The 22,022-nt window shown below is 74.3% G+C and carries 19 protein-coding genes; 1 reads left to right on the forward strand and 18 read right to left on the reverse strand.

Going from position 1 to position 22,022, the window contains the following annotated elements:
* The 18 genes from BLS67_RS11750 to BLS67_RS11835 all read right to left on the reverse strand — a co-directional run.
* Window positions 1-624: Gfo/Idh/MocA family protein (locus tag BLS67_RS11750; RefSeq protein WP_131801724.1), on the reverse strand; the 624-nt coding region annotated here is incomplete at its 3' end.
* Window positions 621-2,126 carry an MFS transporter gene (locus tag BLS67_RS11755; RefSeq protein ID WP_242654010.1) on the reverse strand — a complete coding sequence of 502 codons (1,506 nt, stop codon included), beginning with the start codon at window positions 2,124-2,126 and terminating at the stop codon, window positions 621-623. The genes BLS67_RS11755 and BLS67_RS11750, both read right to left, overlap by 4 nt.
* A complete protein-coding gene (locus tag BLS67_RS11760; RefSeq protein ID WP_091245098.1) occupies window positions 2,123-3,112 on the reverse strand; it encodes a sugar phosphate isomerase/epimerase family protein in 990 nt (329 codons plus the stop codon). Before BLS67_RS11760 ends, BLS67_RS11755 begins: the two co-directional genes overlap by 4 nt.
* Window positions 3,109-4,071, reverse strand: a complete 963-nt coding sequence (locus tag BLS67_RS11765) for a sugar phosphate isomerase/epimerase family protein (RefSeq protein ID WP_091245099.1) — start codon at window positions 4,069-4,071, stop codon at window positions 3,109-3,111. Before BLS67_RS11765 ends, BLS67_RS11760 begins: the two co-directional genes overlap by 4 nt.
* Window positions 4,068-4,844, reverse strand: coding sequence for a TIM barrel protein (locus tag BLS67_RS11770; RefSeq protein ID WP_091245103.1), 777 nt, complete (start codon window positions 4,842-4,844; stop codon window positions 4,068-4,070). The genes BLS67_RS11765 and BLS67_RS11770 overlap by 4 nt, the downstream gene beginning before the upstream one ends.
* 174 nt (window positions 4,845-5,018) lie before the next feature.
* Window positions 5,019-6,584 (reverse strand): GMC oxidoreductase, encoded by a 1,566-nt coding sequence (locus tag BLS67_RS11775; protein WP_091245106.1) that lies wholly within the window; start codon window positions 6,582-6,584, stop codon window positions 5,019-5,021.
* Window positions 6,581-7,552, reverse strand: coding sequence for an alpha/beta hydrolase (locus BLS67_RS11780; protein WP_091245107.1), 972 nt, complete (start codon window positions 7,550-7,552; stop codon window positions 6,581-6,583). The genes BLS67_RS11775 and BLS67_RS11780 overlap by 4 nt, the downstream gene beginning before the upstream one ends.
* Before the next feature lie 18 nt (window positions 7,553-7,570).
* Complete coding sequence (locus BLS67_RS11785) at window positions 7,571-7,939, reverse strand: nuclear transport factor 2 family protein (protein ID WP_091245110.1); 369 nt, start codon at window positions 7,937-7,939, stop codon at window positions 7,571-7,573.
* Complete coding sequence (locus BLS67_RS11790) at window positions 7,936-8,322, reverse strand: C-glycoside deglycosidase beta subunit domain-containing protein (RefSeq protein WP_091245115.1); 387 nt, start codon at window positions 8,320-8,322, stop codon at window positions 7,936-7,938. The genes BLS67_RS11785 and BLS67_RS11790 overlap by 4 nt, the downstream gene beginning before the upstream one ends.
* On the reverse strand, window positions 8,322-9,314 hold the full coding sequence (locus BLS67_RS11795) for a sugar phosphate isomerase/epimerase family protein (RefSeq protein ID WP_091245118.1): 993 nt from the start codon (window positions 9,312-9,314) through the stop codon (window positions 8,322-8,324). The genes BLS67_RS11790 and BLS67_RS11795 overlap by 1 nt, the downstream gene beginning before the upstream one ends.
* A 22-nt stretch (window positions 9,315-9,336) precedes the next feature.
* Entirely contained in the window at window positions 9,337-10,404 is a 1,068-nt protein-coding gene (locus tag BLS67_RS11800; RefSeq protein WP_091245122.1) for an oligopeptide/dipeptide ABC transporter ATP-binding protein, read from the reverse strand.
* Window positions 10,401-12,419, reverse strand: a complete 2,019-nt coding sequence (locus BLS67_RS11805) for a dipeptide/oligopeptide/nickel ABC transporter permease/ATP-binding protein (RefSeq protein WP_091245125.1) — start codon at window positions 12,417-12,419, stop codon at window positions 10,401-10,403. The genes BLS67_RS11800 and BLS67_RS11805 overlap by 4 nt, the downstream gene beginning before the upstream one ends.
* Window positions 12,416-13,360: an ABC transporter permease gene (locus BLS67_RS11810; RefSeq protein WP_091245128.1), complete on the reverse strand. Its 945-nt coding sequence runs from the start codon at window positions 13,358-13,360 to the stop codon at window positions 12,416-12,418. Before BLS67_RS11810 ends, BLS67_RS11805 begins: the two co-directional genes overlap by 4 nt.
* Window positions 13,361-13,436: 76 nt before the next feature.
* Window positions 13,437-14,996: an ABC transporter substrate-binding protein gene (locus BLS67_RS11815; RefSeq protein ID WP_091245132.1), complete on the reverse strand. Its 1,560-nt coding sequence runs from the start codon at window positions 14,994-14,996 to the stop codon at window positions 13,437-13,439.
* Window positions 14,997-15,250: 254 nt separating this feature from the next.
* Window positions 15,251-15,901, reverse strand: coding sequence for a TetR/AcrR family transcriptional regulator (locus BLS67_RS11820; RefSeq protein WP_091245134.1), 651 nt, complete (start codon window positions 15,899-15,901; stop codon window positions 15,251-15,253).
* Window positions 15,902-15,957: 56 nt separating this feature from the next.
* A complete protein-coding gene (locus tag BLS67_RS11825) occupies window positions 15,958-18,381 on the reverse strand; it encodes a glycoside hydrolase family 3 protein (protein WP_242654011.1) in 2,424 nt (807 codons plus the stop codon).
* The gene (locus BLS67_RS11830) at window positions 18,378-19,478 is read right to left on the reverse strand and encodes an LLM class flavin-dependent oxidoreductase (RefSeq protein ID WP_091245136.1); all 1,101 of its coding nucleotides are present in this window, start codon (window positions 19,476-19,478) and stop codon (window positions 18,378-18,380) included. The genes BLS67_RS11825 and BLS67_RS11830 overlap by 4 nt, the downstream gene beginning before the upstream one ends.
* Window positions 19,479-19,531: 53 nt before the next feature.
* Complete coding sequence (locus tag BLS67_RS11835) at window positions 19,532-20,680, reverse strand: flavin reductase (protein ID WP_131801725.1); 1,149 nt, start codon at window positions 20,678-20,680, stop codon at window positions 19,532-19,534.
* Between the two features lie 115 nt (window positions 20,681-20,795).
* On the opposite strand from BLS67_RS11835, the gene BLS67_RS11840 reads away from it, so the two are divergent.
* The gene (locus BLS67_RS11840) at window positions 20,796-22,004 is read left to right on the forward strand and encodes an MFS transporter (protein ID WP_207500523.1); all 1,209 of its coding nucleotides are present in this window, start codon (window positions 20,796-20,798) and stop codon (window positions 22,002-22,004) included.
* Window positions 22,005-22,022 lie beyond the last annotated feature (18 nt).

Raw genomic sequence — 22,022 nt, forward strand, 5'->3', positions numbered from 1 at the left:
CTCGCCGGTGATGTGCTGGGTCAGGTCGACCACGTGCGCGCCGATGTCGCCCAGTGCCCCGGAGCCGGCCTTGTCGGCCTCCAGCCGCCAGGACATCGGGGCCTGCGGGTCGGCGATCCAGTCCTGCAGGTAGGCCGCGCGCACGTGCCGGATCGTCCCCAGCCGCCCCTCGGCGACCAGCTGGCGGGCCAGCGCGATCGCCGGCACCCGGCGGTAGGTGAACCCGACCATGGCTCGGACGCCGCGCGCGGCCGCCCGGTCGGCGGCGGCGGTCATCGCCTCGGCCTCGGCGACGGAGTTGGCCAACGGCTTCTCGCACAGCACGTGCTTGCCGGCCTCGAGCGCGGCGATCGCGATCTCGGCGTGGGTGTCACCGGGGGTGCAGATGTCGACCAGGTCGACGTCGTCCCGCTCCAGGACCGCGTGCCAGTCGGTGGCGGTCTCGGCCCAGCCGAGCTGCTCGGCGGCTGCGGCGGTGCGCCCGGCGTCCCGACCGACCAGGACGGCGAGCTCGGGACGCAGCGGGAGGTCGAAGAAGCGGGGCGCGGTGCGCCAGGCGTGCGAGTGGGCCCGGCCCATGAAGGCGTGGCCGACCATCGCGACGCGCAGGGGGCGGGTGGTCATGGGGGTCCTCCCAGGTGGTGGCGGGGGTCGGTGGTGGCCGGCTGCGGGTCGGGGGACGGGACGGGCGGTGGCGGCGGGCCGGTGGCGGTGCCCGGGAGGGCCAGACCGCCGACCCCGGCGACCAGCACCAGTGCGGCGCCGACGAGCAGCGCCACCCCGTACCCGTCGGCGAGCAGGGCGGCCGACGGCACGGCGCCCCCGGCCCGGTGGGCGGTCACCGTCGAGGCGATCACCACGAACGCCGCCAGGCCGACGGCACCGCCGATCTGCCGCGAGGTGTTCAGCAGCCCCGAGGCCAGTCCGGCCTGCTCGCGGCCCACGCCGGAGGTCGCCGCCATCGTGATCGGCAGACCGGCGGCGCCGAACCCGGCCGTGGCCAGGAACAGCGGGCCGAGCACCTCGCCGGCGTAGCCGCCGCCCGAGCCGATCCGGGACAGCAGGAGCAGGCCGACGACGCTCACCAGGCAGGCGGCGCAGTACACGCTGCGCGGGCGGAACCGCCGGAGCAGCCGGGGCCCGGTCTGCAGGCCGACCACGATGCCCAGTCCGGCGGGCAGCAGCGCCAGACCTGCCTCGAGCGGCGGCATGCGCAGCCCCTGCTGCAGGTGCAGCGAGACGAAGAAGAAGATCGCCGGGATCAGCCCCGCGGTGAGCAGGCTGAGCCCATTCGCCAGGGCCAGCGACCGCACCCGGAACACCCCGAGCGGCACCAGGGGGTGCGCGGCCCGGCGTTCGACCAGCACGAACGCCGCACCGAGGACGACGGCCGCCCCCAGCAACCCGAGCGTGGACGGCGCCCCCCACCCGTGCTGCTCGCTGCCCACCAGCCCGCCGATCAGGCAGCTGGACGCCGCGGTGACCAGGGCCGCGCCGGTGAGGTCGAGCCGGCCACGCAGCGGTCGCCGCGGCTCGGGGGCCAGCACCCACCAGGCCGCGGCGAGCACCGCCAGCCCGATGGGCACGTTGACGATGAGCACCCACCGCCAGCTCAGCAGGCCGGTGAGCACGCCGCCGATCACCCCGCCCAGCGCGCCGCCCGCCGACGCCACCCCGGACCAGATGGCCAGCGCCCGGGCCCGCTCCCGCGGCTCCACGAACGTCGTCGTGACCAGGGTCAGCGTGGCGGGGGTGAAGACCGCACCGCCGACCCCCTGGAGCGCGCGGGCGGCGACCAGCTGCCAGCCCTCGGTGGCCAGCCCGCCCAGCAGGCTGGCCACCGTGAAGACCGCGAGTCCGGCGATGAACACCGGACGTCGTCCCAGCAGGTCCGCCGCCCGACCGCCGACCAGCAGCAGGCCGGCGTAGGTGAGCGTGTAGCCGTTCACCACCCACTGCAGGCCACCGGGTGACAGGCCCAGGTCGGCCCGCATCGACGGCAGCGCCACGTTCACGATGCTGACGTCGAGGATGCCCATGAACGAGGCCACGCAGGCCACGGCCAGGACGGCGTTCGGGCGGTGCCGGACGGGACGGTCGACGTCGGGCACCGCCCGGGTCGTCACCGGGCGCCGCTGCCGACGGCGCTGGTCAGCGGCAGCAGCTCGCGCTGCAGCAGGTACCCGGCGACCAACGTGCTCTGCGCCGGGTGCGGGCTCTGGTCGCTCTCCACCACCACCCAGCCGGTGTAGCCGGCGTCCAGCAGGGCGCGGGTCAGCGCCGGGAAGTCCAGCCGGCCGCCGTCGGCACCGGGCTCGGCGAACCAGCGCGGCACCTCCTGCGCTCCCCCGCGCACCCGCACGGTCCAGTGCGCGGCGGGCTGCCGGTACTCCCCCGCCTCGTCGACGGCCAGCGCGTCCTTGAACTGGACGTGCCGGATCCGGTCGCCGCGCGCGGCGATGACCGCCAGCGGGTCGATGCCGGCCACGGCCAGCTCGCCGGTGTCCAGGGCCAGCCCGACCAGCGCCGGGTCGGTGCGGGCCAGCAGCGCGTCGAGCGCTCCGTCGGCCCGCAGCGAGGAGAGGAAGTCGACGTGCACGGCGAGCTGCACGCCGTCCTCCGCCACGGCCGCACCGACGGCGTTCCAGGTCGCCGCCAGCTGGTCGAGGGCCGCGTCGTCGAGGGGCGGCTTGTCCTCCGCCGCCGGACCGGCCGGGACGACCAGCACCGATCCGCCGAGCTCGGCCAAGGCCTGGGCGTACCAGCGTGCCTCGGCGACGAGGGTCGGGACATCGTCGGCCGACAGCGGCGACAGCGACCCGGTGAGGTGCTCCATCGAGCGCTCGGACGGGTCGTAGACCCAGCTGCTGACGGCGGTGAGCGCGCAGCCCCGGACGAACCGGCCGAACCCGGCGACCGACCCGAAGTTGGCGGCCAGCTGCTCGGGGTTGCCCATCGGCTGCCAGCGGCCGGTGCCGCTGGTGAGCTCGACGCCCTCGAAGCCGGCGATCGAGATGGTCTTCAGCGCCCGCTCGTGCGCCTCGCGGCGGACGAAGTCGTCGAACTGCGGCTTCCACTGGTTGATCGCGTAGGCCCAACGGATGCCGCTCACCGGTAGATCTCCTCGAGGACGTTCTTCGCGTACCAGCGGGAGATCGCGGTGCTCTCGGAGTAGTCGCCGCCCTCCTTGTTGGCCTTGTCGTGCTCCACCGAGATCCAGCCGGTGTAGCCGTTGTCGCGGACGGCGGTCATCATCGCCTCGAAGTCGACCAGGCCGTCGGGGGTGCCCATCTCGTAGAACCACTTGCCGGTGGTCGGCGCCATGATCTCGGAGTCGGGCCGGTTGGCGTGCTCGCCGGGGGCGGCGACGTGGTGGGTGTCCTTGAAGTGGAACCCGCTCACCCGCTGGGCGTGCCGGTCGTACAGCGCCACCGGGTCCAGCCCCGCGATGCAGTGCTGCGCGGTGTCCACGAACAGCGACACGTACAGCGGGTCGGTGTAGGAGTAGAAGGTGTCGATGTCGGCCTCGGTCTGGATGCCGCAGAAGAACTCGTGGTGGCAGGTCAGCCGCACCCCGAAGCCGGCGGTGATCTCGCCGACCTTGTTCCAGACGTCGGCGGTGTGCTTGAGCTTGTCGTCGGTGACCGGCTCCATGTCGTAGGCCAGCGTCGCCGGCATCACGATGATGTTGTCCAGCTGGATCTCCGACCAGCGGCCCATGGTGACCCGGAAGTCCTCGAGGATGGCCTCGTGGGTCTCGGGCAGGTGCGGGGCGTAGGTGCGGGTGTCGTAGTCGGCGGCGTGGAAGGTGTTCACGATCCGCTCGAGGCCGTGGTCCTGGACCATCTCCTGGTACTTGGCCGGCCCGCCGTAGTCGCCGTACATCTGCCAGATGCGGAAGTCGAAGGTGTCGATGGCGTCGAAGCCGACCGCCTTCACCTGCTTGAGGAACGCCGACATCGTCCGGTGGGAGTGCCACTGGTCGACCGGGCCGGCGGGGCCGTTGCTGCGCCAGTGGTCCATGTAGCTCCACTTGATGGCGCGCTCGGCGGCCGTGGGTGCGGCGGTCATGCCGACGCCGCCAGCGACCGGATGTGCTGCACCGAGGCCACGGTCTCGGTGGTCGGCACGTACTCCAGACCGATGGGGCCGTCGTAGCCGACGGCGCGCAGCTCGCCCAGCCGGGCGGCCCAGTCGATGTCGCCCGTCCCGGGCTCGCCGCGGCCGGGGGCGTCGGCGATCTGCACGTAGGCGATCACGTCCGCCGCGCCCTTCAGCGCCAGCGTCGCGTCCTCGCCCTGGGCGACCGAGTGGTAGAGGTCGAACAGCAGGCGGAGGTCGTCCGAGCCGACCATGCGCACGACCTCGACCGCGTCGGCGGTGTGGTCCAGCAGCGCGCCGGGGTGGTCGACCCGGGTGTTGACCGGCTCGAGCACGAGGGTGATGCCGGACCCGGCGACCCGCTCGGCCGCCTGGGTGAAGATCTCGGCCAGCCGCTCGTGGTTCGCCGTCCGCTTGGCGCCGCCGAAGCCGCTGCCCGACCCCAGCACGATGCGCGGGCAACCGAGCGTGCGGGCGGCCTCGACACCCTTGTCCAGCCCGGCGAAGAAGGCGTCCATGGTCTCCCACGGCATGGCGAAGTTGGTGCGGGGCTCGGCCAGGATGCCGGTCATGGAGACCCCGGTCTCGCGCAGCGCCGCGGCGATGGCCGGGACGTCGCGGGTGGACGTCTGCCACATCTCCACGGCGTCGAAGCCGGCCGCAGCGGCCGCCCGGACCCGGTCGGCGAGGTCGGGCCCCGCCTCGCTGAAGAGCAGTTCGATGTTGGGTGACAAGCGGTACACGGGGACCTCTCCCGTTGCGGTGGGCGGGCCGTCGTCCGACGACCCGCGGGTGCTGGGCTGACGAGGTGGCTCGGGTGCCTCGTCGAGGTCGGCGTCAGGGAGGTGCCCGCACTCGAGCGGGTCCCGCAGAGCGGGCCTGGCGTCTAGCGGCTCTTCAGAACCGCCATTCTGATTCTAGCCCGACGTGGTCTGGGTCTCAACCCCCTGGGCCAGCCGGGCGGCGATCTCGCGGGCCCCGGCCACGGCCAGCGCGACGGAGGTCAGGGTGGGGTTGCAGGCCATCGGCGTCGGGATCACGCCGTTGCCGGCGACGAACAGGCCCTCGACGTCCCAGACCTCGCTGGTCGGGCCGCAGACCGAGGTGCCGTCGTCCACCGCGCCCATGCGGGTCGACCCCTGGTAGTGCAGCGAGGCGCCCGACGGCAGCACGAACGGCTCGTCGCCCAGTGCCTCGCCGAGCGCATCCGCGGCGCGCCGGACGCTGCGGGCGGCCTGCGCCAGCGTCGCCCGGTCGCGGTCGGTCAGCGTGTAGTGGACCAGCGGCTTCGGCATGCCGAACTCGTCGACGGCGTCGTCGTCGAACTCCACGCGGTCGGTGGCCTGCAGGTCCTTGCCGCAGAACCAGCCCAGCCCGACGACCGTGCCCGGCGCCGGGACGTCGCCCACGATCGGCACCGGCGAAGCGTCCAGCTGCATGACCTGGCCGTGGAAGGGGTTCGCGTCGGTGTAGGGCACCCACGACACCCCGCTCTGCTGCACGATCGCGGTGTCCCCGCGAGGGTCGTGCTGGTCGGCGGCGGTGCTGCCGACGTCGCGCAGCCGGACGGCGAAGACCATCTGCGGCTGGTCGTTGAGGTACCGGCCCAGCGCCGGCGGCCGCACACCCGAGGCGTGCAGCAGCTGCGGGGTGCGCACCGCATCGGCGGCGGCGACCACGAACCGGGCGCGCACCTCGTGGTCGGTGCCGTCCCGGCGGTCCCGGACGACGACGCCGACGGCCCGGCCGTGCTCGACCAGCACCCGGCGGACCTGGGCCTCGGGGAACAGCGTGGCGGCCGGGTTGTCCCGGGTCACGTCGCCGAAGACCACGTCGGCACCGCTCCAGGTCAGGGCGCCGTCGGCCCGGCGCTGCACGGCCAGCGGCATGGACCGCACGTACCGGTCGGCGGGGCGCTCGGCGTCGAACTCGGCACCCAGCCGCTCCCGGACGACGTCGGAGTACGGCGCGTCGCCGAAGGGGTCGCGGGAGACCCCGAGCAGTCGCTCGGCCTCGTCGAGCAGCTCGTCGAGGTCGGGGCGGGCGTCGATCCGCTCCGCCCCGCCGGGGCGGGGGCAGGCACAGGTCCAGTGCGCGCCCATGCCGCCGACGTTGCTGGACATCGCCAGGGCCGGGATGCCGTCCTCCCCCGGCTGCCGGAAACCGTCGGGCAGCACGTGGGTGCCGGGCCGGACGACCCGCTTGGTCGGGTCGGTGAGGGCGGCCTCGGCCTTGGTGGCGGTGTGCGGGTGCACGCCCTCGGACCGCCGCTGGGCGACCAGCCGCTCGTCGAGGTCGGCGATGTTCTTCACGTGCATGCCGGGCGGGTCGGTGAGCGCCGGGCCGACCTCGAACACCGCGAGGGTGGTGCCGGGCGACAGCTCGCTGAGCACGCGGGCGTAGGCGGCGCCGGTCGGGCCGCTGCCGACGATCGCGACGTCGACGGCGGAGGGGAAGGAGCGGGGCACGTCGTCTCCGGTCATCGGGGTGTGGTGGCGGTGGTCGTGACGACCTCGGCCACGAGGTCCAGGGCGCGGCCGACCGGCTCGAGCTCGGCGGGCAGGTTGAGGAAGGCGTGCAGCATCCCGGGGACGAGGACCTGGCGGACGTCGACCCCGGCCAGCGCCAGCGCCGCGGCGAACGCCTCGCCCGAGGCGCGCAGGTTGTCGTACTCGCCGTTGACCAGCACGGTGGGGCACAGGCCCTCGAGCACGGCGAGGGCGGGCATGGCGTACCCGTCGGCGGTGCCCAGCGGCCCGCCCAGGTAGTTGGTGGTCACCCACGAGGTGTCCTCGCCGGGCTTCTCCTGGTAGAGGCCGGGCAGCTCGGCCAACCGGGCGGCCAGCGCCCGGGACGGCGCGGGGACGACGGGGTGGAAGACGCCGTAGACCAGCACCAGGGCGGCCGGGACCCAGCTCTCCCGGTCGCGCAGCTTCAGCACGGCACCGGCGGTGAGGTTGGCCCCGGCGCTGGCGCCCCCGACCGAGATGCGTGCCGGGTCCACGCCCAGCGCCGCGGCCTGGTCGCGCACCCAGGCGATCGCCGCCACCGCGTCGTCGTGCGGCACGGGGTAGCTGACCTCGCCCTGGGCCAGCCGGTAGTCCACGCTCACCACGACGGCGTCGGCCCGGGCGCTGACCTCGCGGGCGGTCCAGTCGGCCTCCCGCATGTCGAGGTCACCGCCGGCGAACCCCCCGCCGTGCAGCCACACCAGGCAGGGGCGGGTGGTCCCGGCCTCCGGCCCGGGCCCGTAGACGCGGACCGGCACCGGGCCGTGCGGTCCGGGCGCACGGTCCTCGCGGACGTCGACCTGCGGTGGCGGGACCGTCGGGTCCCAGGCCTCGAACCGGTCGATCTGCGCGCGGCCGGCCGCGGTGCCGTAGGCCTCGCGCAACGAGGTGAGGCCGTCGAGGTGGTGGAACCGGGACGCGACGTCCGGGTGGATGGGCACGGATCTCCTGTCAGCGGGTCAGAACATCGGGTGGTCGGTGGCGGACGTCGCCGGCCAGGGCTGGATGACGTCCCAGTGCTCGACGACCTGCTCGCCGTCCCAGCGGTAGAGGTCGACGACGGCGGCCACCGGCCGGCCGTCGCGCACGATGCGCAGGTGCACCGCGCACAGGTCGCCGTCCACGAGGAGCCGGACAACCTCGGGGGCGAAGCCCGGGTCGGCGAACATCGCCACCAGCGGCTCCCGGGCGGCGTCCCGGCCGTCGGCCAGGCCGGGGTTGTGCTGCACGTAGTCGGCGGCCACGTAGGTGTCGAAGGCCGCGCCGACGTCCTTGCGGCGGTACATCACGTCGACGAAGTCCTCGACCAGCCGGCGGTCGGCGGTCACCCCGCGAGGGTCAGGCGCTTGCGGTCCCGGCCGCCGCCGGGCACCGGCATGTAGGAGATCCGCAGCCGCACCGCCACCGCCACGTCGTGCTCGCCGGGCGCGAGCGGTGCGTCGGTCTCGAAGGCCAGCTGGGCACGCTCCCCCATCTCCCACCGGTCGTGGAGCACCGTGGGCAGCTGGTCGAAGCCGTAGCTGTTCCCGTGCACCGTGAGGGTGGTGCGCGCAGCCGGGACCGGGACGCCGTCGAGGGTCAGGTCGACGGCCTCGACCATCGACAGGCCCAGACCGCGGTAGTAGGGCATGCGGACCTCGACGACGCCGCCGGTGCGGCCGTCGTCCCGGGCCCGGAAGCCCTCCTCGCAGACGATGTACTGGTCGAACATCAGACGGACTCCGTTCCGAGCAGGCGGGTGAACAGGGCGTGCTGGCGGCGGACCTGCTCGACGCTGTCCACGGGGAAGGCGTCCTGGATGTGCCGGTTGCCCTCGTACTCGCTGGACAGGTAGCCGTCGTAGCCGCCCTCGACGAGCACCGGGACGATCCGCTCGTAGGGGATCGAGTACTCGGAGCCCTCGTCGGTCATCTCGTAGAACTTCGCCTGGATGTGCCCGATCAGCGGCATGTGCGGCAGCATCGAGCGGGGGTCGGTCCAGATGTAGTGCGTGGCCTGGCGGGCCAGCCCGACCTCGACCGGGCCGCCGTGGCGGTAGTTCATGATGTCCATCAACGCGTGGGTGTCGCCGTGGTCGTCGTAGGTCTTGACGATGTAGTCCACGAGCTCGGGCCGGGCGCCGTCGCGCAGGGCGCGGTCGCTGACCACCCGTGGGAACCGCTCCACGAAGGTGCCCATGTCCGGCATGAGGCCCAGGGCCGGGGAGCCGGTGCGGTGCATGACCTCGAGGTGCTCGAGGATCCACGGGTGCTCGTAGTGGAAGGGCGCGTGCACCTCCAGCAGCAGCCGCACGCCGTGGGCCTCCGCGTAGGGCGCGGCCCCCTCCATCACCTCGGGCGGAGTGTTGATGATCGCCCGCACGATGCGCGCGTCCAGGCGCACGGCGATGTCGACGTCGCGGCGGACCGAGGCGACCTGCTCCGCGAGGGTCAGCCAGCGGTCGGCGTGCAGCTTGGTGTCCAGGAAGAGGTCGGTGGCCACCGGCGTGGTGCCGTAGGTCTCCATCCAGCCGTGCCAGGTCGCGACGAACTCGTCGGTCAGCTGCGGGAAACCCGGGACGGACTGCTCGGGGATGATCTCGATCCCCCGGGCACCCATGTCGGCGGCGGCGCGGATCTGGTCCTCGAGGCTCAGGGTGCGCAGGAAGTACTCCTCCTGGAAGGAGTACAGGCTCACGCCCCTCTTGATCTGGTGCTCGGCCACGGTGGGCTCCTGTCTGATCGGGTCAGGGGGCGGTGGGGGCGAGCTCGCCGGCCACCAGGTCGGGGGCGCCGCCGGCCTGCGGGTGGCCCGAGGCGGCGTCGAAGACGTGGCAGGCGACGACCCGGTCCTCGAACGGGGTGTCGGCGGGCCGGGTGGTCCAGCAGACCTCGGCGGCGTGCGGGCAGCGCGGGGCGAACGGGCAGCCCTGCTCGGGCGCCGGGCGGGCCTGCGCGGTGGTGGCGCGGACGACCGCCTGCCGCTGCCGGCGCAGCACCCGCTGGGCGGCCACGTCGGGCACGGGGACGGCGGCGCGCAGCGCCTGGCTGTAGGGGTGGGCCGGCCGGGCGTGGATGGTGGCCGCGGGGCCGGACTCCATGACCCGGCCGCGGTACAGCACCAGCACGCGGTCGGAGAAGTAGGACACCACGGGCAGGTTGTGCGCGATGAACAGGAACGCCACCCCGGTGTCGCGCTGGAGGTCGCGCAGCAGGTTGAGCACCTGGGCCTGCGTGACGACGTCGAGGGCGCTGATCGCCTCGTCGCAGACGATCAGCTTGGGGTTGACCGCCATCGCGCGGGCGATCGCGATGCGCTGCCGCTGGCCGCCGGAGAACGCGTTGGGGTACCGGTCGACGGCGTCGTCGGGCAGCCGGACCTTGCTCAGCAGACCGCGGATCTCGGCCAGCGCGGTGGAGCCGTCCGCGCCGGCGACCGCCTCGAGCGGCTCGGCGAGGGTCTTCCCGACCGTGCGGGAGGGGTTCAGCGAGCCGTAGGGGTCCTGGAAGACCACCTGCAGGTCGGAGGCGATGTGCTTGCGGTCGCCCGCCTTCGTGTGGGTGATGTCGTGCCCGGCCAGCTCGATCGAGCCGCTGGTGACCGGCGCGAGGCCGAGCAGGGCCCGGCCGATGGTCGACTTCCCCGAACCGGACTCCCCCACCACCCCCAGCGTCTCGCCCTCGGCGAGGGTCAGGTCGACCCCGTCGACCGCGCGCAGCGGCGTGGTGCGCCAGCCCGGCAGCTTGTAGTCCACGTGCAGGTCGGCGATCCGCAGCAGGGGTGACGACGGCGACGTGGTGCCGGGAACGGTCATGACTGGCCTCCGGTGGCAACGGGGTGGACGCCCCGGGCGGTCTCGGCGGTGCGGATGCAGCGGCTCTGGTGGTCGGGGCCGACCACCTCGATCGGGACCGGTCCGGTGCGGCAGGCGTCGGTGGCCAGCTCGCACCGGGCGGCGAACCGGCAGTGCGTCGGCCAGTCCTTCGGCAGCGGCACCACGCCGGGCACGGTCCGCAGCGGGACGCCGCGCTCGGCGTCCTCGGGCATGGCGTCCAGCAGGCCGCGGGAGTAGGGGTGCCGCGGGGCGGCGAGCAGCTCCTCGACGGGGGCGAGCTCGACCACCTGGCCCGCGTACATCACCGCGGCGGTGTCGCCGATGTCGGCCACCACGCCCAGGTCGTGGGTCACCAGCACCAGCGCCAGGCCCAGGCTGTCCTGCAGGGACCGGAGCAGGTCCAGGATCTCGGCCTGGATGGTGGGGTCCAGGGCGGTGGTGGGCTCGTCGGCCACCAGCACGTCGGGCTCACCGGCCAGGGCGAGGGCGATGCAGACCCGCTGCGCCATGCCCCCCGACAGCTGGTGCGGGAAGCTGCGCCCCACCCGCTCGGCGTTGGGGATGCCGACCAGCCGCAGCAGGTCCAGCGTCCGGGTGCGCACGTCGGCGCGGGAGCCACCGCGGTGCAGCCGGACCACGTCGCCGAGCTGGCTGCGCACGGAGAAGCAGGGGTCCAGGGCCACCATCGGCTCCTGGGACACCAGCGCGATCCGGCTGCCGCGGACCCGGGCCATGGCCTTCTCGTCCAGGCCGATGAGCTCCTGGCCGCCCAGCCGGACCGACCCGGCGGCCGCACCGCCCTCGGGCAGCAGGCCGAGGGTGGCCAGTGCGGTCATCGTCTTGCCGCAGCCGGACTCGCCGACCAGGCACAGCGTGCGGCCGCGCTCGACGGCGAACGAGACGCCGTCCACGACCGGCTGCCAGCGGCCGTCCTCGCCGCGGAAGGAGACCACCAGGCCCTCGACGACCAGCCGGGGCTCGTCGCCGCCCGGGCCGGCGGGCAGCGGGGCCGGGGCCGTCGAACCGGTGCCGTGGGCGTCGGCGACGGGCAGCACCGGCCGACGCGTCGGGGTGAGCAGCCGGGCCCGGCGGGAGGAGGGCAGGGTGGCCAGCAGCGCGTTGCCGACGTAGTTCAGCGCCGCGACGGTGGCGATGAGCACGACCCCGATCGGCACCATCAACCACGGGTCGGTGTCCAGCTTGGCCGTCGCGTCGAAGACCAGCTGGCCCCAGCTGGGCTCCTGCGGGTCGAAGCCCAGGCCGAGGAACGACAGCGAGGTCAGGAAGAGGAAGGCGCCGCTGTAGAGCAGGAAGCCCTGCACGATCAGCGGGCCGAGCACGTTGGGCAGGATGTGCCGGGCCAGGATGGTGGTGCGGGTGACACCGCTGACCCGGGCGGCGTCGACGTAGAGCAGGTCCCGCGAGGCCTGCGTGGAGGCCCGCACGAGCCGGAAGATGCCGCCGCTGACGACCACGCCGAACACCACGGTCATGATCGGCAGGTTGTTGTCGGTGACCACCGAGACGGCCAGCACGACCACGAGCGCCGGGATCGCGAACAGCACGTTGACCACGAAGTCGGCGACCGCGTCGGCCTTGCCGCCCACGTAGCCGACCAGCAGCCCGGCCGGGACGCCCAGCAGGTAGGAGACCAGCACGGGGACGACGGCGGCCAGCAGCAGCACCCCGCCGCCGTGCAGGATCCGCGACAGCAGGTCGCGGCCCAGGTCGTCGGTGCCCAGCAGGTGGGCGGCGGTCGGGCCCTGCAGCCGGCTGCCCAGGTCCTGGGCCAGCGGGTCGAACGGGGACAGCGGTCCGGCCAGGAGGCTGGTCACGACGACCAGCACCAGCCACCCGAGGGCGATCAGGACCGCGGGGCGGCGCAGCGTCTGCCGGACCGCCCGGGCGGTGGCGCCCACCGGGCGGGCGGCGCGGGCCGCGGGGGTGGCCGCGCCGACCTCCTGGCCGACGGGCGTGGGGACCGTGGTGGTCATCGGACACGCACCCTGGGGTCGAGGCTCGCCGTCGCCACGTCCACCACGAGGTTGACGAGGATGACGGCGAGGCTGAAGTAGAGGACGCCGCCCTGGACGACGCTGAAGTCGTTGGTCTGCACCGACCGCAGCATCAGGTTGCCCAGGCCCGGGAGGTTGAAGATCAGCTCGAGGATCACCACACCGCCGAGGGTGAAGATGAAGGTGAGCCCGGTGACGGTCACGACCGGCACCGACGCGTTGCGCAGCACGTGCTTGAACAGCACCCGCCGGCGCGGGGTGCCGGTGGCCTGCAGGGTCCGCACGTAGTCACGGCCCAGGGCGTCGGCGAACGCCGCGCGGGCCTGGAAGGCGATCTGGCCGAGGTTGACCGCGCTGAGCGCCAGCACCGGGAGCACCAGGTGGGACAGCCAGGGACCGAGGCCCTCGGTGGCGAGCTCGGCGTACCCGGTGGCCGGGAACAGCGGCAGCTCGATGGCGAGGACGAAGACCAGCAGGGCGGCCAGCCAGAAGTTGGGGATGGCCATGCCGAGGCTGCCGACCCACTGCACGGCCTTGTCGGTGCGCCCGCCGCGGACCGCGGCGGCCATGCCCATCACCAGGCCGAGGCCGAGGGTGAGCAGGGTCGACAGCACCGCCAGCGACAGGGTGGGCGCCAGCGCCTGGCTCAGCGCGTCGGACACGGGCTGCCCGGTGACGTAGGACCGGCCGAGGTCGCCGTGCGCGGCGCCGGTCAGCCAGTCCACGAACTGGGTGGTGGCCGGGGCGTCCAGGCCGAGGCTGCGCTCGAGGGCGTCGACCTGGTCCTGGGTGGCGGTCGGGCCGAGGATCGCGGCGGCCGGGCTGCCGGGCACCAGCTGCACGAGGAAGAAGGAGATGGTGGCGACGACGAGCACCAGGGGCACCGCGACCGCCAGGCGGCGGAGGACGTACCGGGTCATGGGGTCTCCTGCGGCGGTCGGGACGGATGGGGGTGGTGCACCGGGGGTGGGCCGGTCGGCCCACCCCCGGCGGGGATCAGCTGGGGAGCTGGTAGTCGTACAGGTGGATCGCACCGCGGTCCGGCGGGGTCACGGTCACGACCGAGGGGTCGTAGGCGGTGACGGTCTGCAGGACCAGGGTGGCGATGTACCAGGACTGCTCGGCGCCGGCGACGGCCGCCTGCTGGTACAGCGCGTTGCGGGCGGACTCGTCGGTCGCCTGCGCGGCCTGGGTCAGCAGCGAGGTGACGTCGGTCGCCTCGCCGTGGTGGACGTTGAAGAACGCGTTCGGGTCGAAGGCGTTCTGCAGGTCCTGGCCGGCGTCGCCGGTCAGCCGCTGCAGCACCAGGCCGGAGGACTTCGCGCCCGACTGCACGGTCTGCACCAGGTCGGCGCCGTGCACCTCGACCGACACCCGGACGCCGACGTCGGCCAGCTGGCCGGCGATGGCCTGGGCGAACTGCTCGGCCTGCGGGACGGCGATCATCGTCATGTCGAAGCCGTCGGCGTACCCGGCCTCGGCCAGCAGCTGCTTGGCCTTGTCCGGGTCGAAGGAGTACAGGTCACCCAGCTGGCTGCTGTAGGCGGCGCTGTCGGGGGTGATCGGCACGCCGGCGACGGGGATGGCGGTGTCCTGGTAGGCGACCTCGCCCAGCTGCTGGGTGTTGACCGCGTAGTTCAGGGCCTGCCGGACCCGCTCGTCGCCCAGCGCCGGGGTGACGGTGCCGGTCATGTCGACCCAGGCACCGGTGATGCCGGCCTGGTCCCCGGACTCGCTGGTGACCTGCTCGAACCCGGTGATGTCGGTGCCCGGCTGCACGGTGAGCGCGTCGACCTGGCCGCTGGTGGCCGCGTTCTTGGCCGCGGTCGGGTCGCCGATGATCGAGTAGGTGACCGTGTCGAAGGGGAAGAGGTCCTGGTCGGCGGCCCAGTAGTCGGGGTTGCGCTTGTAGACCACGGTGACGCCGGGGCGGGTGGCGTCGGTGTCGAGGAGGTAGGGGCCCGAGCCGACCGGCTCCTGCTGCAGGCCGTCCTCGGTGGCGAGCGCCTCCGGGCTGGCCATGTAGCCCGACAGCTGGGAGAAGTCGTAGGGCAGGGCCGGGTTGGGCTGGGTGAGCGCGATGTCGATGGTGGTGTCGTCGACCACCGTCATCCCGGAGATGTTGGCCAGGAAGGTCTGGTCCTGCTGGTTCGCGCCGGCGTCGATGGCGTACTGCAGGTTGGCCTGCACGGCGTCGGCGTCGAAGGTCGAGCCGTCGGTGAAGGTGACGTCGTCGCGCAGCTTCAGCTCGAGGGTGTTCGGGTCGGTGAACTCCCACGAGGTGGCCAGCCAGGGCTGCAGCTCGCCGTCGGAGTAGTGGATCAGCGTGTCGTAGACCGGGTCGAGGAAGGTCGAGGTGGCCGAGCCCGGGTCCCAGGGGTTCCAGAAGGAGGGGACCGGACCGGTGGTGGCGATGGTGATGCTCTCGCCCGCGGCGTCCCCACCTCCTCCGCCGGAGCTCGAGGAGCCGCAGGCGGCGAGGCCGGCGGCGAGGGCGACGACGCCGCCGGTGGCGACGACGGCCCGGAGGCTGCGAACCGTTCTGGGGAGGTGCACCGTGGTTGCTCCTGGTGTCGGGGTGTCCCTGGACGGGTCCACCGCGGCGTCGCGGACCTGGTGGTCTGCGTCACGTTCGGCGTCAGTGTGCACGGGACCGGGATCAGAAGCAAGGTTCTGATTCAGAGAATTCCGAGCGTGCCTGATACCCGGTATCGACGGTATCGATGCAGGTCACAGGCACGCCGAGGAGCCGGCCCGCAAGCGGGACCGGCTGGGCCCGATCGCCTCCGGATCGGGGTGGAACGGGTGGGTCAGCCCGCGGCGGGGCGCGCCAGGTAGGCGGTCACCATGTCCGACAGGTCGGCCAGGATCTGCTCCCAGTCGCCGTCCCCGGCCGCCTCGGGCGCGCTGCCCAACCCGAGGAACCGGGCCAGGACGCTGTAGACGACGCGGTAGGCCCACTCGACCGCGCGCACCGGGTCGGCGTGCGCGATCGCCTCGGCCCGGGCCAGCAGCCCGCTGGTGAAGCGGTGGTGCATGTCGTCGTAGGCGGGGCGGGCCTGCTGGTAGATGACCGGGTCGTCGCTGCCGATGCGCATGAACGGCGAGAGCACGGGCGCCTCGGTGCGCAGCAGCTCGGCGGTGACCCGCACGGTGCGGGTCACCGCCGACTCCAGGGAGTCCGGGACGTCGTCCCCGCCGTCCTCGAACGCGGCCCGCTGCACCCCGAGGAGGCGGTCGGTCTCGCGCAGGTGGGCCGCCCGGATCAGGTCGGACTTGCTCTCCACCCGGCCGTAGATCGACCCGGTGGAGACCCCCGCCAGCTGCGCGACCTCGGCCAGGGTGAAGGCGTCGGAGCGACGCTCGGCCAGCAGCGTGACGGTCGCGTCGAGCGCCTTCTCGAAGGACTGCCGGCTGCGTTCCTGCTTGGGCGCCTTCACCGGGCTGGTCGGGTTCTGCACGGCTCGACGGTACGGGCGGGGGGCGGTGACCGCGATACCCGAACGAGGGTTCTTGTTCACCGATGCACGGCCAGCTCCGCGGTCAGGTGCACCGACGACCGCCCCACCAGCACCTCGTGCCGGCCCGGAGGGGTGCGCCAACCGCCCTCGTCGGCCGACCACCGGGCGAAGGCGCGGTCGCCCAGCGGCACGGTGACCTCGGCGGTCGCCCCGGGCTCCACCCGGACGCCGGCGAACCCGGCCAGCCGGGTGTCGGCCTCCCCGGGTGCGCGCACGTAGACCTGGACGACCTCGCGGCCACGGCGCTGCCCGGTGTTGCGCACCGTGACGGTCACCTGCGCCCCGCCGTCGGGCAGGTCCTCGACCCGGGCGTCCCCGTGCACCCAGGTCGTCCAGCCCAGCCCCGACCCGAACGCGAACCGCGCCGCCCGGCCCTGCCGCTGCAGGCCGCGGTACCCGGTGGGCTCGGTGCCGGTGTAGTCCAGCGCCAGGTCCTCGTCGAGGGCGACGCCCCAGGTGGACCGGTCCTCGTCGGCCACCGGCACGGTGACCGGCATCCGGCCCGAGGGCTCGGCGTCCCCGGCCAGCACGGCGGCGACGGCGTCGCCGAAGCCCTGGCCGGGCAACCAGGTCTGCACCAGCGCCGCGACGTCGTCGGCCCAGGGGGTGTGCACCGGCCGGCCGGCGTTGAGCAGCACGACGGTGCGCGGGTTCTCCGCGGCCACCCGGCGCACCAGCTCGACCTGCTCGGGCGGCAGGCCCGAGGCGGGCAGGTCCCGGCTCTCGCGGGAGGTCTCCAGCACGTCGCCGACGACGAGGACGACGGCGTCGGCGGACGCCGCGGCCTGCACGGCCCGTTCCAGCACGCCGTCCGGCTGCGGCGCCAGGCACCCCACCGTCAGGGCCTGCACCCGCGCCCCGGCCGAGGTCATCTCGACCTCGACGGTGACCGGCCGGCCGGCGGTCAGCTCGACCTCGCCGTCCGTGGTCTCCGCTCGCGCCACCTGGCCCATCACGTCGCCCGGCGCGGGGGCCGGGCGGGTGGCCACGACCTCGCCGTCCACCCGGACGACGGTCTCCCCCGACCCCCCGGCGCCGATGCGGTGCACCCCGGTGGCGGTCGGCGTCAGGACGGCGGTCAGCCGCAGCACCCCCGGCGCTGTGGTCGGCCCGACCCCGGGCACCGCGCCGAACCAGATGAAGGCGGTGTCGGCGCGGACCTCGCCGAGCACCGCCTCCCCTCCCCCGGCCGGCAGGTGCTCCAGCAGCACACCGGGCTCGCCGTCGGGCGTCGTGGTGGCGAACCCGCCCAGCGGCTCGAGCCGGGTGCGCGCCACGCCGACCTCGTGCACGACGTCCCACGACCCGCCGAAGCGGTCGCGGACGGCGTCCAGCGGGGTGGCGACGACCCCGGCCGGGCGGACCCGGCCGAAGGTGGCGCCCTGGTAGGTGGGCCGGGAGGCGTTGGGGCCGACGACGGCCAGCCGGCCGCCGGCCGACGCCGACAGCGGGAGCAGGTCGCCCTCGTTGCGCAGCACGACGAAGGAGGCCGCAGCCGCCTCGACGAGCAGCTCGGGTGCCTGCTCGGCCGGGACGTACCCGGGCGGGGTCGGGTCGGCGGAGGGCCCGTCGCCGAGCGCACCGACGCGGGAGGCCAGCCGCAGCTGGCGCAGCACCGCGTCGTCGAGCCGGTCGGCCAGGACGTCGCCGTCGGCCACCGCGGCGCCGAACCGCGCACCGAGGTGGATCGCCGGGCCCGGCATCTCCAGGTCCAGCCCGGCGGTCGCCGGGCCGAGGGTGTCGCCCAGGGCGAAGTAGTCGGAGACGACCAGGCCGTCCCAGCCCCACTCGTCCTTCACCACCGCGATCAGCTCGGCGTGCGCGGTGCACGGGACGCCGTTGAGCCGGTTGTAGGCGGCCATGACCGCCCAGGCACCGGCGTCGCGCAGCGCCAGCTCGAAGGGCCGCAGGTACACCTCGCGGAGGCTGCGCTCGTCGACCTGCGCGCTCATCCGCTGGCGCTCGGTCTCGGTGTCGTTGGCCACCAGGTGCTTCGGGCAGGAGGCCACGCCCTGGCTCTGCATCGCGCTGACGAACGCCGCGCCCAGCACGCCGGCCAGCTCCGGGTCCTCCGAGTACATCTCGAAGGTCCGGCCCGACAGGCCCGTGCGGGCCAGGTTGAGGTTCGGCGAGTACACCGCCGCGTAGCCGCGGCGCAGCGCCTCCGAGGCCTGCGCGCGGGCCACCGTGCGCACCCGCTCGGGGTCCCAGGTGGCGCCCAGCGCGGTGCCGCAGGGCAGCAGCAGCGCCGTCTCGCGCTCGTCGAAGGTGTGGCTGACCAGGCCCAGCGGCCCGTCGCCCATGATCATCGCCCGCAGGCCGACCTCCGGGGCGGCGACCGTGCTCCAGCCGCTCGCCCCGGCGGTCAGCTCGGCCCGCCGCTGCGGGCCGAGGGCCTGCAGCGCCTCGTCGGGGCTCACCGCCCGGTGAACTTCGGCATGACGTCGGAGGCCATGAGCTCCATGGCCTGCCGGCCCCAGGCAAGCCGCTGCGGGGTGACCGTGCCGCCGAGGTAGCCGCCCAGGACGTTGCCGATGCCGATGTCGCGGACCTCGGCCAGGTGCTCGGTCACCGTGGCCGGGCTGCCCCACAGGCACCACGTCTTCTGCCACCCGGGGCTGCGGCCGTCGTGGGCCGGGCCCAGCTCGACGCCGCTGATCGCCTCGGCGGCCTTGTTCGCCTCGTGCTCGCGCTCGATCGCGGTCTGGTAGAGGTCGATGATCTGGCCGAACTCGTCCTCGGCCTGCGCGTCGCTCTCGGCCACGTGCACGTGCTGGTAGGTGTGCGTGGTCCACTCCAGCGCCGCGTCGACCTTCGCCTGCGGGTGGCCGGCGGCCTCGAGGGCCTCCTTGTAGGCGGCGAAGTAGCGACGCAGGTGCGGCAGCGGGTCGCCGTCGTCCAGGGCCGGCGGGGTGAAGGCCGGGATGAAGGCGGGCTGGCCCATGGTCGCCGCACGCTGCACGCTGGCCGGCCGCATGGCCACGCTCATCACCCGCGGGCCGTCGGCGGAGTAGGCGGCCGGTGCGATCCGCGAGACGACGGCACCCTTGTAGTGGCCGTTGTCGAACACCACGGGCTCGTCCTCGGGCTGCTTGGCCCACAGCTGCTCGACGATCGCGATGTTGGAGTCGGTGAGGGTCTTGGTGTCCTTGTAGTTGACGCCCAGCCCGATCATCTCCTCGGGCGTGGTGCCCGAGCCGATGCCGACCAGGATCTTGCCGTCGGTGAGCTGGTCGAGCAGGTTGAGCCGCTCGGCGAACCGGACCGGGTGGTGCAGCGGGATGGTCTGCACCGAGAAGCCGAAGTGCAGCCGGGGCAGCTTGGCGGCCAGGTAGGACGCGAACATCATCGGGTCGCTGGCCGGCGGGGCGTAGCCGGTGAAGTGGTGGTCGGGCAGGAAGACGGCGTCGAAGCCGAGGCGCTCGGCGTCCACGGCGTTCTGGACCATCGCGTCCATGACCGCGCGGTCCTCGTGGGGGCCGGACGAGCGGGTGGTGAGGAAGGCGGAGAAGTGCACGGGGTCCTCTTTCGGCGGGGGCGGGCGGGGTGGGTGGTGGTCGGGACGGCCGGTCAGCGGCCGAGCAGGAGGGAGCAGCGGGCCGCGGCGGCGTGCAGCTCGGTGACGGCGCGGCCGATCTCCCAGCCGGGCTCGGTGCCGGTGAAGCCGCTCAGGTGCAGGGCGAGCACGACGCGGCCGCCGGCGTCGCGGACCGGGGCGGTCAGCGAGGTGACGTCGACCAGCTCGGCGACGGGCTCCTCGGCGACGGGCAGCGGCCCGGTGTCGAGCAGGGCACGCAGCACCGGGGCCAGGCCGTCGGCCTCCTCGCCGCGGACGACCCGCTCGAAGGCGTCGGCGGTGGCGTGGCCGGTGGTGACGTGCACCCCGCGCTCGCGCACCGCGTGCAGCTGGGCGGCCAGGGCGTCGTCGTGGCCGCCCCCGGTGAGCGCCCGGGCCCGGTCGGCCCAGGCACGCTGCTCGGCCTCCGGGGCCCAGGCGACGAACACCGGTGCCAGCGGGGCGACGAGCGGGAAGGAGGTCCCGACCCGGGTGGCCGACCCGGCCGCGCGGGACTCGACCCCGGCGGCGACCAGCGACACGACACGGCCGTCGACGGCAGCGGTGACCAGGCACTCGAGGTGGGTGGCCGCAGCGAGCGCCTCGGCCTCGGGCCGCACCCGGTCGGCCCACGCCAACTGGGCGGCCCACGCCGGGACCTCGGCCTGGACGGAGGGGACCGACGGCGCACCGTAGCCGCCGCGGACGAACAGCAGGGGCAGCCGACCACCGGCGCCGGGCGCCAGCGAGCGGACGGCGCCCAGCACGAGGTGGTGGTCGCCGGCGTCCAGGACGTCGTGCACGGTGCAGTCCACGGTGAGCACGGCGCCGCGGACCGCGCGCCCGGCCGTGCCGGGCTCGACGGGGTCCAGCAGGTCGAACCGGCCCTCGGCCTTGGTGGCGAAGGCGCGGCAGACCGGCTCCTGGTCGGCGGCCAGCACGCTGACGCGGAACCCGCCGGTCGCGGCGATGCGCGGCCAGCTGCTGCTGGACCGGTCGGGCAGGAAGCCGACCAGAGGTGGGTCCAGCGAGACGGAGGTGAACGTGCCCACCACCATCGCCGCGGTGCCGCCGTCGGCCTCGGTGGCCGTGACGACCGCGACGCCGGTGGCGTGCAGGCCCAGGGCGCGGCGGAGGTCCTGCGGCGCGACGGCTGCCGTCACGGCGACCACCCCGATCCCGTATCCGAATGTTGATTCTGATCTGAGAGGAAGTTAGGTGGGCTGGGTCACGCTGTCAACACCCTGCGCGTGTCCGGACCTGCGATGCTGGCTGGTCGTGGCCGAGACACCCGTGGGCAGCCCGTTCGCGAGCCGGGGGTTCCGGTGGTTCTTCACCGGTCGGCTGGTCTCGCTGGCGGGCACGTCGCTGAGCTCGGTGGCGCTCGCCTTCGCCGTGCTGGACGCCGCGGGGTCGGCCACCGCGCTGGGGGTCGTGCTGACCGGTCACAGCCTGGCGATGGTCGTGTTCCTGCTGGCCGGAGGCGTGGTCGCCGACCGGCTCCCGCGCCGCGGCGTGCTGGTCGTCTCGCACCTCGGGGCCGGGCTCACCCAGGCCACCGTGGCCACGGTCCTGCTGTCGGGATCCTTCGACCTGGCGGCGGTCACCGCACTGTCGGCGGTCAACGGTGTGGTCACCGGCTTCACCATGCCTGCGTTGCGCGGCATCGTGCCCGAGCTGGTGGCCCGCGGGCAGCTGCAGCGGGCCAACTCGCTGCTGGCGAGCACGGCCAACGCGACCAAGGTGCTCGGGCCCACCGTGGCCGGGGTGCTCAGCGCCACCGCCGGCGGCGGGTGGGCGCTGGCCGTGGACGCGGTCAGCTACCTGCTGGCCGCGCTCTGCCTGGCTCGGGTCCCGGTCAGGCCTGCCGCCGGTGCGCCGCGCAGGTCGGTGGTGGACGACCTGCGCGACGGCTGGGACGCGTTCCGGTCGCTGACCTGGGTGTGGGCGGTGACCCTGGCGTTCCTGGTCGTCAACCTGGTGCAGCAGGGTGTCTGGTCGGTGCTGGGCCCGACCATCGCGCGGGCGTCGTTCGGCGAGGCGGCGTGGGGTGTGATCCTCAGCGGGCGGGCCGTCGGACTGCTGGCTGCCAGCCTGCTGCTGTACCGGGTCGCCGTCCGCCGCCCGCTGCGCGCCGGGCAGCTGTGCACCGCCCTGCTGGCCCTGCCGCTGCTGCTGCTGGGCACCGCCGCGCCGGTCGGCTGGTTGGTGGCCGTCGCCTGCCTGGCCGGTGCGGGCTCGGCCGTGGCCGGCATCTGCTGGGAGACCGCTCTGCAGGGGCACGTGCCGCAGCGGGTGCTCTCCCGGGTGTCCTCCTACGACGACCTGGGCTCGTTCGTGGCGATCCCGCTCGGTCAGGCGGTGGCCGGCCCGCTCGCCCTGGCCTTCGGCGCCGGTCAGGTGGCCGTCGCCGGCGCCGTCGTCCTCGCCGGGTCGGCGCTGCTGCCGCTCGCGGCCCGCTCCGTCCGCGACCTGCGGCACGCCTGAGCACGCCGTCCGACCCCG

Origin of the sequence: Klenkia soli (assembly GCF_900103975.1) — a bacterium.
Classification (GTDB): domain Bacteria; phylum Actinomycetota; class Actinomycetes; order Mycobacteriales; family Geodermatophilaceae; genus Klenkia; species Klenkia soli.

Bases quoted from the DNA above. Each gene is read 5' to 3' on its own strand.
- BLS67_RS11765 (WP_091245099.1), bottom strand. From the start codon at position 4,071: ATGACCGCCGCACCCACGGCCGCCGAGCGCGCCATCAAGTGGAGCTAC.
- BLS67_RS11775 (WP_091245106.1), bottom strand. From the start codon at position 6,584: ATGACCGGAGACGACGTGCCCCGCTCCTTCCCCTCCGCCGTCGACGTC.
- BLS67_RS11790 (WP_091245115.1), bottom strand. From the start codon at position 8,322: ATGTTCGACCAGTACATCGTCTGCGAGGAGGGCTTCCGGGCCCGGGAC.
- BLS67_RS11800 (WP_091245122.1), bottom strand. From the start codon at position 10,404: ATGACCGTTCCCGGCACCACGTCGCCGTCGTCACCCCTGCTGCGGATC.
- BLS67_RS11805 (WP_091245125.1), bottom strand. From the start codon at position 12,419: ATGACCACCACGGTCCCCACGCCCGTCGGCCAGGAGGTCGGCGCGGCC.
- BLS67_RS11810 (WP_091245128.1), bottom strand. From the start codon at position 13,360: ATGACCCGGTACGTCCTCCGCCGCCTGGCGGTCGCGGTGCCCCTGGTG.